This window comes from Mesorhizobium sp. CA4 (assembly GCF_020165075.1).
In the GTDB taxonomy this organism is placed as follows: Bacteria; Pseudomonadota; Alphaproteobacteria; order Rhizobiales; family Rhizobiaceae; genus Mesorhizobium.
Window position 1 is genome coordinate 174,935 of the sequence record NZ_JAIUHK010000009.1, and the last position, 15,268, is coordinate 190,202.

Consider the following 15,268-nt stretch of genomic DNA (forward strand, 5'->3'; position numbering starts at 1 on the left):
GCCTTCCGCGGTTCGTTATTGCACCCAGGCCCCTTACTGCACCCAGGATTGGGTGATAATCCAGTTGAACTGCGGGTTGAACTTGAAATTGCCGATGCGCTTGCTGACGAAATCAAGCCGCTTCGGCGTGAAGAGGCCGACCGCCGGCGCCTTGTCGGTGACCTGCTTGTCGATTGCCGCCCACAATTTGTCGGCCGCCTTCTGGTCGGTCACGCCGAGGTCCAGCGCCTTTTGCATCTGGGCGTCAATATCCTTGTCGCAGAAGCCGGAAATGTTGATCGAGGCATCCGAGCCTTCGCGATAGGAAGCGCAGCTGAACAGGATGTTCAGGAAGTCCGACGCTGCCGGGTAATCCTTGTACCATTGGGTCACCGACATCTGCACTTTGTTGTTGGTATTCTGGATATAGGTGAACTGCAGGTTGGACGAGATCGGCTTGACGTCGGCGACATAGCCGATATTGGTCAGCACGCTCTGCAGATAGACGCCGATCGACCGCGAGATGGCGGTGTCCTCGACGATGATGGTCACCTTCTGGCCCTTGGTGCCCGATTCCTCGACGAGCTGCTTGGCCTTCTCGACATCCGGAGCCGACCATTTGGCGCCGGGGTTCTTGGTGAAGGGGCAATAGTCCTCATGTCCGGGGAAATCCGGCGGCAGGACCTGGCAGACCGGCGAGGCCAGCACCTTGCCGCCGAACAGCTTGACCAGCGTGTTGCGGTCGACCGCATAGGCGACGGCCTGGCGGGCCTTTTCATTGTCGAACGGCGCCATGCGGGTGTTCAGCGGCGCGTACCACCAGGCTGAAAGCGGCGAGATATGCAGCTGGTCCATGGACTTGCTGCCAAGTTCGCCGAGGCGGTCGCTGGGCAGCGCGTCGAACATCCAGTCCGCCTCGCCGTTCTGGATCGCCGTTACAGCCGCCTCTTCCGAGAGGCCGAAATCATACTGCACGACATCCGGATAGCCGTCCGGCTGGGCTTCCTCGCTCCACTGCTTGAAATTGGGGTTGCGGGAAACCGTCATGCCCTTGTTGGGATCGAAGGCCGAGATCATGTAGGGGCCGGTGCTGGGGATCGGCTTGGAGCCCATATCCTCGGCTGGCGTGTCCGCGGGCAGGATCACGGCATGCGGCAAGGCGAGCTTGTAGAGGATCTCGGCGTCCGGCTTGGTGAGATTGAGGGTGATCGTGCCGGCCGCCTCGTCGGCGACGACGCCGCCTTCCAGCGTGCAGCTCTTGGCGTCGGCCAGGCATTTGTCGGCGCCGACAATGCCGGCATAGAACGTGCCCGACGTCGGCCCGGAAATCTTGAATATCCGCTGGAAGGAGGCGACGACGTCCTTCACGCCGAGGTCCTGGCCGTTGGAGAACTTGATGCCCTTGCGCAGCTTGAAGGTGAAGGTCTTGCCGTCATTGCTGACCGTGGGCAGCGCCTCGGCCAGGTCGGGTACGATGGAAAAGCCGTCGACGCCCTCGGCTTTGCGGAAGGCGACCAAGCCGTCATAGATCGGCTGGTACATCTGCCAGCCCTGGTCCGTGTAGTTGATATGCGGATCGAGGGTTCCGGCCGCCGATCGGGCGAGAAGGCGAATGGTGCCGCCGCGGTGTTCCTTGAGATATTCGGCATGCGCCGGAGCGAGCCACGAGCCGGCCAGCAATGCGGCGGCCGACGCCGCCAAAAGCAGTTTCTTCATGTCGTCATTCCCCTTTTCAGTTTTCGTTGTCGTCCAGGAAGTTTCCCACCACCCGCATGCAGAGATCCTGCTCCTCCACATGCGGCATGTGGCTGGAATGCTCGAATATCTCCCAGCGCGATCCCTTGATGCCGTCCTTGAAGGGCTGCACGGTCGCGGGCGTGGCTTCGTCGTAACGGCCGGAGATGAGGAGCGTCGGAACCTCGATGGCCGGCAGGCGGTCGATAACGCTCCAGCTCTTCAGCGTGCCTATGACGTGGAATTCGTTCGGCCCGTTCATCACATTGTAGACGGTAGGATTGCGCACGATCTGGGCGAAGGTCTCCGTCACCTCGGGCGGGAACGGCACGACCCGGCAGACATGCCGTTCGTAGAACCGCATCGTCGCTTCCTGGTAGGCAGCATCGTTCGTCGTGCCGGCCTGTTCGTGACGGGTCAGCGTGTCCTGCACGTCCCGGGGCAGATCGGCGCGCAGCCGGTTAGCTTCCTCGACCCAGAGCTTCATGGAAGCCGGCGAATTGGCGATGGTCAGCGACTTCAGGCCCTTCGGCCGGGTCACGCCGTATTCGGCACCCAGCATGCCGCCCCAGCTTTGACCCAGCACATGGAAGCCGCCGCGGATGCCGAGATGGTCGACAAGGTTGTCCAACTCATCGATGAAGAGTTGGGGCGTCCAGAAATCGGCGCCCTTTTCCGGCAGCAAGGTGGAATTGCCGCAGCCCAGCTGGTCGTAGTGGATGACCGCACGGCCGCCCCGGGCAAGAAGCTTGTAGGCATCGACGTAATTATGCGCGGCGCCCGGCCCGCCATGCAGGATGACGACCGGAGCCTTGCCGGCATCGAGCTCGCCGCTGATCCGATACCAGGTTTCATAGGCGCCGAAGCCGGCCCGCCCTTCCTTGCTGACGATCTCGGACGACATCCCGGCTCCCTCAGTGGTTGAAGACATCTCGCTGTCGCCTAGTTCGCCGCCTGGCCGGACTGTACCCACTCTTCCAGCGTCTGCACGCCGAAAGCCGTGGCGCCTTCCCGGCCCAGCGGCCGGTCCTTGTCGGCCAGTTCCTTGCCGGCAATGTCGAGATGCACCCAGGGACGATCCTCGGTGAAATTGCGCAGGAAGGCGGCGGCATAGGGCGCATCGCCGTCTTCCATGTCCTTGGCGTGATGGCGGATATCGGCGAAGGGCGATTGCAGGCCCTCGTCATAGGCCCGGTCGAGCGGCAGCTGCCAGAACCGCTCGCCGACCTTTTCCCCAGCCGCGATCATGCGCGAGGCGATGGTGTCGTCGGTGCTGAAAAGTCCGGCGAAGACCGAGCCGAGGCCGCGCATTACCGAATAGGTCAGGGTCGCCAGGTCGACGATCACCGAGGGGTTGAAGCGCGAGGCGGCATAATAGAGGCAGTCGGCCAGGATCAGCCGGCCTTCCGCATCCGTGTCGAACACTTCCACGGTCTGGCCCGACGCCGTCGTGACGATATCGCGTGACTTGAGCGCGGTGCCGGACGGCATGTTCTCGGCAATGCCGAGCACGCCGACGGCATGCACCGGGCTGCCTTGCCGGGCGAGCGCAATCAACAGCCCGACCACGGCGGCCGCGCCGCCCATGTCGGCCTTCATGTCGAACATCTGCTCGCCGCGCTTGATGCACAGGCCACCGGAATCGAAGCAGACGCCCTTGCCGACGAAAGCCAATGGCTGCGCGGGAGCGCCCTTGCCGCGATAGCGAAGGACGGCGACGCGCGGCGGTCGCGCCGAGCCGGAGCCGACGGCCAGGATCGCGTTCATGCCGAGCTCCTTCAGCCGTGCCGCATCGAGGATCTCGACATCGATGCCGGCCTCGCGCAGCGGCTCCAGGTGGTCATGGAAATTGTCCGGGTGGAGATGGTTCGGCGGCAGGTTGACCAGCGTGCGCGCATATTCGACGCCGTCGGCAATGGCATTGACCCGCGCCAGCGCCGGCTTCAGCTCCGGACCGGCCGCGCCGATCAATTGCACCCGCAAGGTGCGGTCGGCGCCTGCTCCCTGACGCCGGTTGCGCAGGTCGAAACGATACCGCCGCAGCCGCAGGCCTAGCGCGACCCGCGCCAGCACTTCCGCTGCGGGCAGGCCGACACCGGCGAGCGGGTCCAACACAAGGGTGGCCGTGCATTCGCCCTTGCCTTCCAGATGCGCTGCAAGCAACCCGCCGGCGCGCGCCAGGGAAAGCGGGGTTACGGCCTCGGCCCTGCCCAAGGCCAGCACCACCACGCGCCGGACCGGTATCGCCTTCGGCGCGATGACATCGACGCAGGCGCCGGACTCCTCAAGCGCGGCCGGCTCGGAACACGCGCGGGACAAGATCCCGTTCATTTCAGCATCGAGCGCCGCTGCCCGTGGCCCAAAACCTGTTTGAGCGGTTTGCAGGATCACAACGACCGAGGTTTCCGCGGAAATCTCGTCCGCCGCTTCGAAGACCGGCGTCGGCGACCGAGGCATAAAAGCTCGTTCTCCCATTCTGGGCGCCCCGCCGAGGCTCAGCTGGCGTCGTTACGCAAAGCTTCGCCGGTCAACGGTGGAAGCCGGTCATACCGGTTTCCGCCGCTGGTGGAACGGCATCGGAGTGCCCAAACAATCGTTTTCGGATGGCGACTTGGTCGCTCTTGCCTTTTGGGTATCCCTGAACCGGCCAGGCGATCAAACGCCAATTTTGCCCAAGTCGATTGACAAAAACTCAACTGATATTTCATGATCGGCCAATGGCTCTGCCCTCACTCAATGGCATGCGCGCTTTCGAGGCCGCCGCGCGTCTCGGCAGCATCAAGGATGCAGCGGAAGAGCTGCATTTGACGCCTTCGGCCGTCAGCCGCCACATCCGCGCGCTTGAGAAGAACCTTGGCCAGGACCTGTTCGAGCGCGGCTTTCGCCAGATTACGCCTACCATCAGGGGCTCATATTATGCGCGCTCTCTCTCAGAGGCATTCGAGGCCATCTGGCGTGCCACCGACGATGTCAGCTTCGTCCATGGTCACGGCAGGACGCAGCGTGTCAGGGTTCTCTGCGTACCGGCGGTCCTGAACCTTTGGCTGGCCGACCGGCTGCCGAATTTCCGCAAGCAGCATCCAGCCGTGGACCTGGAGATCTCTACCTCGGGCAAGCGCGCCAACTTCGATTTGGCCATTGTCGACGAGTTCGTCTACAAGGCCGGCCCGGCCCTGACGCTGCTGATCCCGCTGGTCCTGACCCCGGTCTGCGCGCCCTCGCTGCTCGAAGGACCGGTGCCGCTCAGAACGCCCGCCGATCTCGTCAATCATCATCTGATCCACGAATGCGAGAGCATGCGCTGGCGGCGCTGGCTGGAGCAGGAGGGCGTTCTGGACACCACGCCGAAATCCAGCACGACGCTCGACGACTGCACCTTGATCATGCGCGAGGTGATAAACGGCGCGGGGATCGCTCTGGCCGATACCATGATGGCGCAGGACCTTCTGCAGCAAGGCAAGCTTGTCGCTCCTTTCAGCGCCCGCCACACCTACCCCGCCGGCATCTATCTGCATCAGCGCCGCAGCATCGGGAACAAGCCCGGAACCGGCCTGTTTCAGGACTGGCTGCTCGCCGAGATCACCGACCATAAGCGCGCAATGGGTATCGCGTAGCACATCGGGAAGGTCCGCCGTCCAAAACGGCGCGCAACAAAAAAGGCGGCAGCCGATGGCCACCGCCCTTCCACGTCCTGAAGCGTTGCTCAACCCTTGATGGTGGCGGTCAGCTCGTCATAGGCCTTGCAGGCTTCGTCGAGCGTCGTGGCGCCCTGATACTTCGTCGTCACGGCCTGCACCTTGGCGGTCAGATCGGCCGCCTTGCTCGGATCCTTGGTGATGGCTTCCTGGAGCGCGGCAGCCATGTCCTGCGCCTTCTTGGCGGCGATTTCCTGCGTGCATTCCGGCCCCTTGGAGCAAGCCGAACCGGCCAACGCCGCAACACCCACGGCAACGAGCAAAAACTTCTTCATGTCAATCATCTCCTCAAAAAAAGGCAGCCGCCCATCGCCGCTGCCTCCACTAGCCGAAGCCGAACGTGCCATAACCGCTGATTGTGGCGTGACGCAACGACCGGGCCGCATAAACTTGTGTAATCAGGTTGCAACGTCGCGGCGTCCGTGTTGAGGCCGCCCGATGCATGTCGCCCAAAGCGCGCAGCGGTTTTGGGTCGACGACAGGCATAAAGCAACAAGCTAAAGCGCGTCGTACGAGGCCATTCAGACGCGACGGCTTTAGAGCAATCCCAGGAAATGTGCGAAACGGTTTTCAGCCCCGAAAACAAAGAGATAGTGCGTCTCACCGTTTTCGTGAAACGATGAGACGCTCCATGTCAGTTGGAGCAAAGTTCACCCGCGAGGCTGTAGCAGCGCCAGCACGACCGTCAATGCGGCAAGGACGGCGGTAAGGGTCAAAGGTCCCGTGGCGCCATGGGTATCCACGACATAGCCGCCGACAACCGCGCCGATGGTGATGGCAACCTGGAAGGAGACGACCATCAGGCTACCCGCAGCTTCCAGCGCATCAGGTGCCGCGCGGGACAAATTGGTCGGCAGCACCACCGGCGCCATGCCGAAGGCCAAGCCCCAAAGCGTGACGAATCCGAAGGCGACGGCGATGTGCACGCCCCAAAGCACCAATGCCAGCGCCGCAAACGCCATCAATGCGGCGTTGCCCGCGAGCGCCATGCGGATATTGGCATCGGCCATGCGGCCGCCGGCGACGTTGCCGATCACAGCCGCGATGCCAAATCCGAGCAGGGCCAGGGCAATTGGCCCGGTGGCGAGGAGCGTCACGTGTTCGAGGAAGGGGCGCACATAAACAGAGCCGGCAAAATGCCCCGTCATCAGCAAAAGAATGGCAAGCATACCGAGTTGGATGCCGCGCCGCTGTGTCAGCCGAAGTACATCAGCCAGACTATTGCTGGCCGTCGCAGGCAAGGTCGGCAGGCTCAGCAATTGCAGCAGCATGGCAATCACTGTCAACCCCGCCGTCAAGGCCATGGCGCTGCGCCATCCCAGCCAGTCGCTGATCAACGCCCCCATTGACGGGGCGGCGATGGTGGCGAGCGAGACGCCGAGGGTGACGATGCCCATGCCCCGACCTGTCGCATTGGCGCCGACCAGCCTGGCCACGACGGCAACCGAGAGTGCCCAGAATGCGCTGAGAGCGATTCCGAGCCCGGCCCTGCCCAGCAGCAACAGCCAGAAATTGGGCGCTAGCGCGGCAAGGAGGTTGGAACCGACCGCCAAGGCGCTGAGGCCAACCAGCACGGTCTTGCGGTTCAATCGTCCGATGAGAACATTGCTCAACATGGCCGTCACCGCGCCGACCGAAGCCGTGGCGGTGACGACCTGTCCGGCGGTTCCTTCGCTGATGCCGAGGTCCCGCGCCATCGGCGTCAGCAGGCCTGCCGGCAGGAATTCGGCTGATACCAGGGCAAAGCTGGTGGCCGCCAATGAAATGACCGCAAACCAGGTCGCTGCGTTCCACGGGGCTGGCGCGGCGTTATCGAGGTCTATCGCCGCGTCTTCAAGCTGTAATGTTGTGTCTGTCACTGAAAGATCTCCAAGGTCTGGAGGTCTTCCATATACGAGTCCTCTCGGATGAGATGTACCTTAAAATCCGAAATTCATGTCCGTTCGTCGGGGAATTGTGCGGCGCACAACGCCTGGCGAGACATTGGTGATGCGTTTGAACGCGCGCGCGAAAGATGCTTCGCTATCATAGCCCAAACGGGTAGCAACCTCGGCAACCGACAGGCCGTTTTGCCCGAGCAACTCGTGGGCAAGCTGCATCCGCAGACGGGCGAGATAGTGGGCAGCGCCCTCTCCTAACACAGCGCTGAAGCGCTCGGCGAAAATCGAGCGCGATTGGCCTGCCAGGCCGGCAAGGCTTTCCAGGGTCCAGTTATGGCCCGGGTCTCGATGCATGGCTGCCAGCGCGCGGCCGATATGGGGGTCGCGGATGGCTGCAAGCCAGCCGGTGGTCGAAGCTCCAGTGCAATTGACCCAGCAGCGGATAAGCCGGGCGGTCAGCAAGTCGGCCATACGGGACAGAATCGTGGCGCTGCCCATCTGCGGTTGCGCGGCCTCCGCCGTCATAGCCGCCAGCAAAGGACGGACGACCGGATCGTTGCCGGCCACATCGCACCCCTTGATAATAGATGGCATCAACGTGATCAGTGGATTGAGCGCACAGACGCCCAGGGCCATGGAGCCGCAGAAAAGGGTGTTTGTCGCGCCCGTCCCTTCCCGCACCACCTCACAGACATTGCTCCCCAACTTGGTAACCTGGCAACTCTCGAGCGAGTCGTCGACAACGTCCGGCGCACTAGCCAGCCGATGGGCGATGCCTTGCGGCAACAGCACCAGATCGCCATCGCGCAACTCCTGCCAGCCTTCCGCCTCGGTATAAATCCAGCATGGACCCTGGCCGACAAAGTGAAAGCGAAGCAGCTTCTGTTGCGGAAAGGCGATGCTCCATGGATGCCGGAGCTCGCAGCGGCCATAGTTGACCCCACTCAAGCGAAAGTCCTGAAGGACTTCGCTGAGCGCATCCATCGGGATATGCAGAGGCGGGCGGGACGAATAGTCAGACATTCGGCTACTGTATATGCCGAAGGTCCGGCAGGCAAGCGGAGGCCGCTTCAACGGCACCCTACCCTTGAAGTCAGTCCGCCCGCCCTTGCCTCTCCCTCCCTGTGCATGCAAGGAGTGCTTGAGCAACGGGACGACAGGCATGGCAGCTGAGGCATCGAACAGCGATCTGGTGCAAGTGGTGGCGCTGCTTGCTGCCGGCGTGGTCGCCGTGCCGATCTTCAAGCGCATGGGGCTCGGCTCGATCCTCGGCTATCTCGCCGCCGGCGTGGTCATCGGCCCGTTCGGCCTGCGCATCTTTTCCGAATCGGAATCGATCCTCCACGTCGCCGAGCTCGGCGTCGTCATGTTCCTGTTCATCATCGGCCTGGAAATGCAGCCGTCCCGGCTCTGGGGGTTGCGCCGCGAGATCTTTGGACTTGGCGCGCTGCAGGTCGGCGCCTGCGCAGTCCTGCTTACTCTCGTCGGATTGGCCGGCGGATTTCCGATCGCGCAGTCCTTTGTCGCCGGCGCCGGCTTCGTCCTGACCTCGACGGCCATCGTCATGCAATTGTTGGAGGAGCGCGGCGAGATCGCCACGCCGAAAGGCCAGCGCATCGTCTCCATCCTGCTGCTCGAAGACCTGATGATCGTGCCGCTGCTCGCGCTGGTGGCGTTCCTTGCGCCCGGCGGCGCCGAGACCAGTTTTTCTGAGCGGCTGACCGAAGTCGGCATCGGCATTGCGGCGATCGTCGGGCTGGTCGTGGCCGGTCGTTACCTGCTCAATCCGCTCTTCCGCATCCTGGCCGACGCCCGCGCCCGCGAAGTCATGACCGCCGCGGCGCTGCTGGTGGTGCTGGGATCGGCCCTGGCCATGCAGCTTTCCGGCCTGTCGATGGCCATGGGCGCCTTCCTCGCCGGCGTGCTGTTGTCGGAATCGACCTTCCGCCACCAGCTCGAAGCCGATATCGAGCCGTTCCGCGGTATTCTGCTCGGCCTGTTCTTCCTCGCCGTCGGAATGTCGCTCGACCTTGGCGTCGTCGCCCAGAACTGGCGGCTCATCGCCATCTATGTCGTCGCCTACATGGTCATGAAGGCATTCGGCATCTACGTCGTCGCGCGCATTCTGAAAAGCGGCCATCGCGAGGCGCTCGAACGGGCCGTCTTCATGGCGCAGGGCGGCGAGTTCGCCTTCGTGCTCTATTCGTCCGCTGCCGCGGTCGGCATCATCGACGGCCAGGCCAGCGCCACGCTGACTGCCATCGTCATCATCTCAATGGTGCTGACGCCGCTCGCGATCTTGGCGCTCCGTTACCTCACCCCGCGTGACGAGCAGTCCCTCGACGGCGTCGACATCGCCGACGGCCTCACCGGCAGCGTGCTGATCATTGGCTTCGGCCGCTTCGGCCAGATCGCCAGCCAGCCGCTCCTGCTGCGCGGGATGGACGTGTCGATCATCGACAACGAGGTGGAGATGATCCAGGCGGCGGCCGATTTCGGTTTCAAGGTCTATTACGGCGACGGCACGAGGCTGGACATCCTGCATGCGGCCGGTGCCGGGCGCGCCCGCGCGGTGCTGATCTGCGTCGACAAGCCGGACGCCGCCGTGCGCATTGCCCAACTGATCAAGGCCGAATTCCCGCTGGTCACCATCCTGGCGCGCGCCTTTGACCGCGGCACCGCGCTGCAGCTCGTGCGCGCCGGCGTCGACTATCAGCTGCGCGAGACCTTCGAATCGGCGCTGGTCTTCGGCGGCTCCGCGCTGGAGGCGCTGGGCGTCGATCCCGAGGAGGTCGCCGAAGTCATGGAGGATGTACGTCGCCGCGACGAAGCGCGCTTCGAGACGCAACTTGCCGGGGGCGTGCGCGCCGGCCAGCGCTTCCTGAAGGGCAATATCGGCACGCCGATTCCGACGCCTCTGACGCAACCGCGCCGCGCCGGCCGGGCGCTGAACCAGGAAACCGCCGTCGTGCTGAACCAGGCAGAGACGAAGAACTGAGGGATAAGGCATGGCAGAGCTCGATCCGCGAGCGCTTTCGGTCACCACATTCTGGCGCGATGCCGGCGAGAATGCCTGGTTCGAGAAGAGCGACGGCTTCGACGCCGGTTTCCGCGACCGCTTTCTGGAACTGCACTATGCCGCCGCGCGGCGCGAATGCGACGACTGGAGCGCGCATGCCGAAGGATCGCTGGCGCTGATGATCCTGCTCGACCAGTTCCCGCGCAACTGTTTCCGCGGCACCGGCCACATGTACGCGACCGATCCGCTTGCCAGATACTTCGCCGACAGGGCAATCGCCGCCGGTCAAGACCTCGAATTGGAAGAACTGCTTCGCGTCTTCCTCTACCTGCCCTTCGAGCATTCCGAAGTGCTGGCGGACCAGCAACGGTCGGTCGAGCTAACGCTCGCCAGGGCGCCCGACTATCTGAAATACGCCGAGGAGCATCTGGAGATCATCCGGCGCTTCGGACGTTTTCCGCACCGCAACCGCATGCTCGGCCGCGCGACGACGGCCGAGGAGCAGGCATTTTTGGACGGCGGCGGTTTTTCCGGCTGACCGGCCGGCTTTGGAGCAATTCCAGGAAAAGTGTGAGCGGTTTTCCGTCCGGAATTGCGACAATGCAAAATCAGCCGAGCCACCATTCGCGGCCGGAGGGCAGCCGCTCGATACCGGACGTGTCGACGGCTTTGAGCCGTTCCGACACGCTCCTGCCGCCGACCGAAAGCCCTGGCGCGATTTCGGCCAGAGGCGCCAGCACGAAGGCGCGCTCCAGCATGCGCGGATGCGGCACTTCGAGCCCGGTCTCATGGATCACCCGGTCGCCGAACACCAGGATGTCGATGTCGATAAGGCGCGGCCCCCAGCGCTCCTCGCGCACGCGCTTCAACCGCCTCTCGACGTCGAGGCAAAGCTCGAGCAGCGCGCGTGGCGAAAGCGCCGTCTCGATCGCAGCGGCGGCATTGAGGAAATCGGGCTGGTCAAGCTTGCCCCAGGGCGGCGTGCGGTAAAGCGAGGAGACGGCGGTAATACGCGTTTGATCGTCGCCGTCCAGCATGCGCAAGGCCGCGCCCATGGACTTCGCCGGATCGCCGAGATTGCCGCCGAGACTGAGGTAGACGGCGCTATTCTGGCCAGACAACGGCCACCTCGACATAATCGAGCACGCCCGGCACCGGGGCGTTCGGTTTGCGCACGGTGATCGCGGCTTTCCTGATCTGAGAGAACCGGGTCGTCAGCGCCTTCGCCACCTCCAGCGCCAGCGCCTCGATCAGGAAGCGGCGATGTCCGGTCACGATCTTCTCGATGACCGAGAAGGCGACGCCGTAATTGACGGTGTCCTCGATGGAATCCTCGGTCAGCGGCCGGCTGGGCTCGACCGTCAGCTCGGCATCGACATAGAAACGCTGGCCAAGCGTCTCCTCCTCGTCCAGCACGCCGTGGCGGGCGAAGAAGGCACAGTTCTTCATGCGGATGACGTACATGATCAGTGTCCGGGAGGAAGCTCGTTTTCGCGTTGAAGCATAGCATCGGTCACCGCCAGCGCATCCACGTTGATTGCGACATCGTGGACCCGAAACAGGTCGGCTCCCTTCAAGCGCAGGATGACGCTGGTGGCCGCGGTGCCGGCTGCCCGCTCGCCCGGCTCGCGCCCGGTCGCGGTACCGATGAAGCGCTTGCGCGACGTCCCCGCCATCAGCGGATAGCCGAGTGCCTGAAGCTCCGAAAACCGCGCCATCAGCTCGAGGTTTTCCTCCGCCGTCTCCTTGGCGAAGCCGAAGCCGGCATCGAGCACGATCTGGCTGTCGGCGACTTTGCCGGCGCGCGCGATCTCCAGCGATTTGCGCAGGAACAGGAGCTGGTCCTCGATCACGTCGGGCAGCTTCTGCCGTTCGCGTCCGGTATGCATGATGACGAGCCCGGCGCCGGTCTCGGCCGCGACGCGCGCGATGCCCGGCTCACGCTGCAGCCCCCAGACGTCGTTGACGATATGGGCGCCGGCGGCGACCGCCCGCCGCGCCGTATCCTCGCGATAGGTGTCGACCGAAATCAGCGCGTCGCCGGAAGCGGCGAGCGCCGCGATGACCGGCAGCACGCGCGCCTGCTCCTCTTCGGCGGTAATCGGGGCAAAACCCGGCCGGGTCGATTCCCCGCCGACGTCGATGATCGCCGCGCCCTCCTTCACCATGCGGCGCGCCTGCTCCAGCGCCTTCTCGGGCGCGATGAACAGGCCGCCGTCCGAAAAGCTGTCGGGCGTCACGTTGAGGATGCCGACGACGACCGCCTTCGGGCCGAGGTCGAGATAGCGTCCATGCGCCAACTGCCATCGCCTTGTCGTCATTGTCCATCAACCATGCGTGATCCGCGCGAAATCAATTCCGTTGCGCTGGCGACGGCCCTAAAGCAAGGTGCGTGAAGAGGCAATATGATGAACCGCTCCCTGCTCTGCGCCCTGATGCTCTCGATCACCGCCCTGCCGGCGGGCGCGGCCAATCTGGTGAAGACCTACAGCTATTTCAGCGTCGGCGGCCGCACGCTCGACGATATCCAGAACCAGCTCTCGAAAAACGGGCCCGAAGTGAAGAGCACCGGGTCGCGGCACCCGGGCGCCACGCAGATGGCCTTCACGACCCGCATCAGCTACGCGCAGAGCGCCGGGTCCTGCCGCATCGCCGACGCGGCCGTCACCTTGAAGGTCAAGGTGATCCTCCCCGAATGGCGGCGCCCGCGCAAATCCGATCCCGGCGTCAGGCTGGTCTGGGACACGCTCTCGGCCGACATCAAGCGGCATGAGGAGCGCCATGTCGAGATCGCCAAAAACCATGCGCGCCTGCTCGAGGATGCGCTGAAGGCACTCCCGCCGCAAAAGACCTGCGAGCAGGCGAAGCTCAACGCCGCCGCGGTCCAGGCAGCCGAGCTCGCCAGGCACGATCAGGACCAGGTCCGCTTCGACCGCGTCGAGAGCGTCAATTTCGAAAGCCGTATCCTCCGACTGATGCGCTACCGGATGCAGCGCGTCGAAGCCGGGCAACTACCGCCGCCTTGACCGAGGCAAGCCTATCCGAGGCCAATTTCGCCCAAGCATGGTGCCAGACCGGGAAAACTTTCGAAGGACGGGTCGAAATCGGTCTATATCGAACGACATATAGCTGGTTCCAAACGCTCGAGCCGCTATCCACGATGAGAAATGACGGGCGACCGCCCAGAGCGTTTGGCGCGCCAAGCATCAGCCTTTGAAAGAACGACGTATGGACCAGACCGTCGAGACGATGGCGCCGAAAGCCGCGCCGCCGATGAGCGAGAGCGAGAAGAATACCATCATCGGCGGTGTGCTGTTGTCGATGCTGCTGGCGGCCCTTGACCAGACCATCGTAGCCCCCGCCCTGCCGACAATCGCGGGCGCGCTCGGCCATGCCGAGTACCTGCCATGGATCGTCACCGGCTACCTTTTGACCGCAACAGCCGTGGCGCCGCTCTACGGCAAGATCTCCGACGTCTACGGACGCCGGCCGGTAATCCACGCCGGCATCCTCATTTTTCTGCTCGGCTCGCTGGTCAGCGCGCTCGCGCCCAACATGCTGGTGCTGGTCATAGGCCGCGCCATCCAGGGCGCCGGCGGCGGCGGTCTCTTCGCGCTGGCCCAGACGGTCATCGGAGATCTCGTGCCGCCGCGCGAGCGCGCCCGCTACGCGGCCTGGATCTCCGGCACCTGGGCGGTGGCAAGCGTCGCCGGTCCGCTGCTCGGCGGCGTCTTTGCCGAACACCTGCACTGGTCGTTGATCTTCTGGATCAACCTGCCGATCGGCTTCCTGGCCATGGCCATCGTCAACAACCCGCTGAAGAAACTGCCGATCGCGGCCAAGCATCACCGCATCGACGGGTTGGGGGCGGTGCTCCTGGTCATCGCGACCACGCTGCTGCTCCTGGCGCTCAGCTGGGGCGGCAGCAGATATCCCTGGTTCTCCGGCGAGATCCTGGGGCTGGTGGTTTGCTCTGCCGTGTTCTGGTTCTTCTTTGCGCTGAGGCTGCTGAGGACGGCCGAGCCCCTGGTCTCGCTCGAAGTGCTGGGCAACCCGATCGTGCTCGCCGGCACGCTGTCGATGTTCCTGCTGCAGGCCGCCAACATCGGCGCGTCGGTCTACCTGCCGGTCTATCTGCAATCGGTCGTCGGGCTTTCCGTGAGCGAATCCGGCACGGCGATGCTTGGCCTGCTGCTCGGCACCGTTGCCGGCGCCACCTTCAGTGGCCGCATGATCCCACACTTCGTCCACTACAAGCGCATTGCCATGATCGGGATCTGCCTGGCAATCCTGTGCATAGGCTTGCTCAGTGCCATTGCGGGACACGCCTCGCTGCTCGAAGTCGAAATCCTGACCACGCTGATCGGCCTGGGCAGCGGCACGACCTTTCCCGTCAGCACCGTTTCGGTCCAGAACGCGGTCGACCGCGCGCATCTCGGCGTCGCCACTGGCGTCCTGACCTTCCTGCGCACGCTAGGCGGGGCGCTGGGTGTCGCTATGCTCGGCGCCGTTGCGCTTGGCTACGGCCTGCCCCTGGCCGCCGAGGGCTCGCAGACCCACATCCAACTGACGTCGGCGATGCCGTTCGTGATGATCTTCCTCACCGCCGGCATCACGCTCGTCCTGGCGCTGATCACGCTGGCCGTGATGCCGGAAAAGGAACTGCGCGGCCACGACGAGAACGCCGCCCGCGTAATCGCGGAATAATTCTTCAGTCGTGGACGCCGAGCCCCTTTTGAGTACCTGAGCACCGGAAGCTGCCGTTCGTAGCCCGGCATCACCTGAATATCGATACGCCTTAGATGTTTAGTCCCGGCATTTGCTGGAGCGGATTGAGCCGGAAGTGTTCGGGCTGGGAGGCCCATGCCTTGCAGATGGATTCGAAGGGCGTGAGGCCTTTGAGGGTCTTGAGCCTGCGGCCGAAGTTGTAGGCCGCAACGAAGTCGGCGAGATGCTGGCGG

Annotated in this window: 14 protein-coding genes and 1 pseudogene; 5 read left to right on the plus strand and 10 right to left on the minus strand. The window is 64.0% G+C overall.

The genetic code is table 11. The features are described from left to right. Positions 1 to 33: 33 nt before the first annotated feature. From LB528_RS10415 to LB528_RS10425, 3 genes are read right to left on the minus strand one after another with little or no spacing between them, the layout of a single operon-like run. Positions 34 to 1,695, minus strand: coding sequence for an ABC transporter substrate-binding protein (locus LB528_RS10415; RefSeq protein WP_224714792.1), 1,662 nt, complete (start codon positions 1,693 to 1,695; stop codon positions 34 to 36). 16 nt (positions 1,696 to 1,711) lie between these two features. Then, positions 1,712 to 2,617 carry a proline iminopeptidase-family hydrolase gene (locus tag LB528_RS10420; RefSeq protein WP_224714806.1) on the minus strand — a complete coding sequence of 302 codons (906 nt, stop codon included), beginning with the start codon at positions 2,615 to 2,617 and terminating at the stop codon, positions 1,712 to 1,714. Positions 2,618 to 2,655: 38 nt separating this feature from the next. After that, positions 2,656 to 4,170, minus strand: a complete 1,515-nt coding sequence (locus tag LB528_RS10425; protein ID WP_224714793.1) for a leucyl aminopeptidase — start codon at positions 4,168 to 4,170, stop codon at positions 2,656 to 2,658. A gap of 260 nt (positions 4,171 to 4,430) precedes the next feature. On the opposite strand from LB528_RS10425, the gene LB528_RS10430 reads away from it, so the two are divergent. Then, a complete protein-coding gene (locus tag LB528_RS10430) occupies positions 4,431 to 5,327 on the plus strand; it encodes a LysR substrate-binding domain-containing protein (RefSeq protein ID WP_224512031.1) in 897 nt (298 codons plus the stop codon). A gap of 89 nt (positions 5,328 to 5,416) precedes the next feature. Here LB528_RS10430 and LB528_RS10435 read toward each other — a convergent pair whose 3' ends face one another. The 3 genes from LB528_RS10435 to LB528_RS10445 form a co-directional block, all read right to left on the minus strand. Next, positions 5,417 to 5,683 carry a hypothetical protein gene (locus tag LB528_RS10435; protein ID WP_040982305.1) on the minus strand — a complete coding sequence of 89 codons (267 nt, stop codon included), beginning with the start codon at positions 5,681 to 5,683 and terminating at the stop codon, positions 5,417 to 5,419. A 375-nt stretch (positions 5,684 to 6,058) separates the two neighbouring features. Then, a complete protein-coding gene (locus tag LB528_RS10440) occupies positions 6,059 to 7,267 on the minus strand; it encodes an MFS transporter (protein ID WP_224714794.1) in 1,209 nt (402 codons plus the stop codon). Between the two features lie 60 nt (positions 7,268 to 7,327). Continuing rightward, entirely contained in the window at positions 7,328 to 8,311 is a 984-nt protein-coding gene (locus LB528_RS10445) for an AraC family transcriptional regulator (protein ID WP_224714795.1), read from the minus strand. Positions 8,312 to 8,450: 139 nt separating this feature from the next. On the opposite strand from LB528_RS10445, the gene LB528_RS10450 reads away from it, so the two are divergent. Together LB528_RS10450 and LB528_RS10455 are read left to right on the plus strand one after the other, a co-directional pair. Continuing rightward, a complete protein-coding gene (locus LB528_RS10450) occupies positions 8,451 to 10,286 on the plus strand; it encodes a monovalent cation:proton antiporter-2 (CPA2) family protein (protein WP_224714796.1) in 1,836 nt (611 codons plus the stop codon). A gap of 10 nt (positions 10,287 to 10,296) precedes the next feature. Next, positions 10,297 to 10,845: a DUF924 family protein gene (locus tag LB528_RS10455; RefSeq protein WP_224714797.1), complete on the plus strand. Its 549-nt coding sequence runs from the start codon at positions 10,297 to 10,299 to the stop codon at positions 10,843 to 10,845. 70 nt (positions 10,846 to 10,915) lie between these two features. Here LB528_RS10455 and folK read toward each other — a convergent pair whose 3' ends face one another. From folK to folP, 3 genes are read right to left on the minus strand one after another with little or no spacing between them, the layout of a single operon-like run. Further along, positions 10,916 to 11,428, minus strand: a complete 513-nt coding sequence (gene folK / locus LB528_RS10460; protein ID WP_224714798.1) for a 2-amino-4-hydroxy-6-hydroxymethyldihydropteridine diphosphokinase — start codon at positions 11,426 to 11,428, stop codon at positions 10,916 to 10,918. Continuing rightward, positions 11,412 to 11,771 (minus strand): dihydroneopterin aldolase, encoded by a 360-nt coding sequence (gene folB / locus LB528_RS10465; RefSeq protein WP_224714799.1) that lies wholly within the window; start codon positions 11,769 to 11,771, stop codon positions 11,412 to 11,414. The genes folK and folB overlap by 17 nt, the downstream gene beginning before the upstream one ends. A gap of 2 nt (positions 11,772 to 11,773) precedes the next feature. Further along, complete coding sequence (gene folP / locus LB528_RS10470; protein WP_224714800.1) at positions 11,774 to 12,628, minus strand: dihydropteroate synthase; 855 nt, start codon at positions 12,626 to 12,628, stop codon at positions 11,774 to 11,776. A gap of 84 nt (positions 12,629 to 12,712) precedes the next feature. Between folP and LB528_RS10475 the strand changes: the two genes are divergently transcribed. Further along, positions 12,713 to 13,333, plus strand: a complete 621-nt coding sequence (locus LB528_RS10475) for a DUF922 domain-containing Zn-dependent protease (protein WP_224714801.1) — start codon at positions 12,713 to 12,715, stop codon at positions 13,331 to 13,333. A gap of 202 nt (positions 13,334 to 13,535) precedes the next feature. Beyond that, a complete protein-coding gene (locus LB528_RS10480; RefSeq protein ID WP_224714802.1) occupies positions 13,536 to 15,014 on the plus strand; it encodes an MDR family MFS transporter in 1,479 nt (492 codons plus the stop codon). Between the two features lie 91 nt (positions 15,015 to 15,105). Here the strand turns inward: LB528_RS10480 and LB528_RS10485 are convergent. Then, positions 15,106 to 15,268, minus strand: a pseudogene (locus tag LB528_RS10485) (IS481 family transposase); the annotation flags it as partial.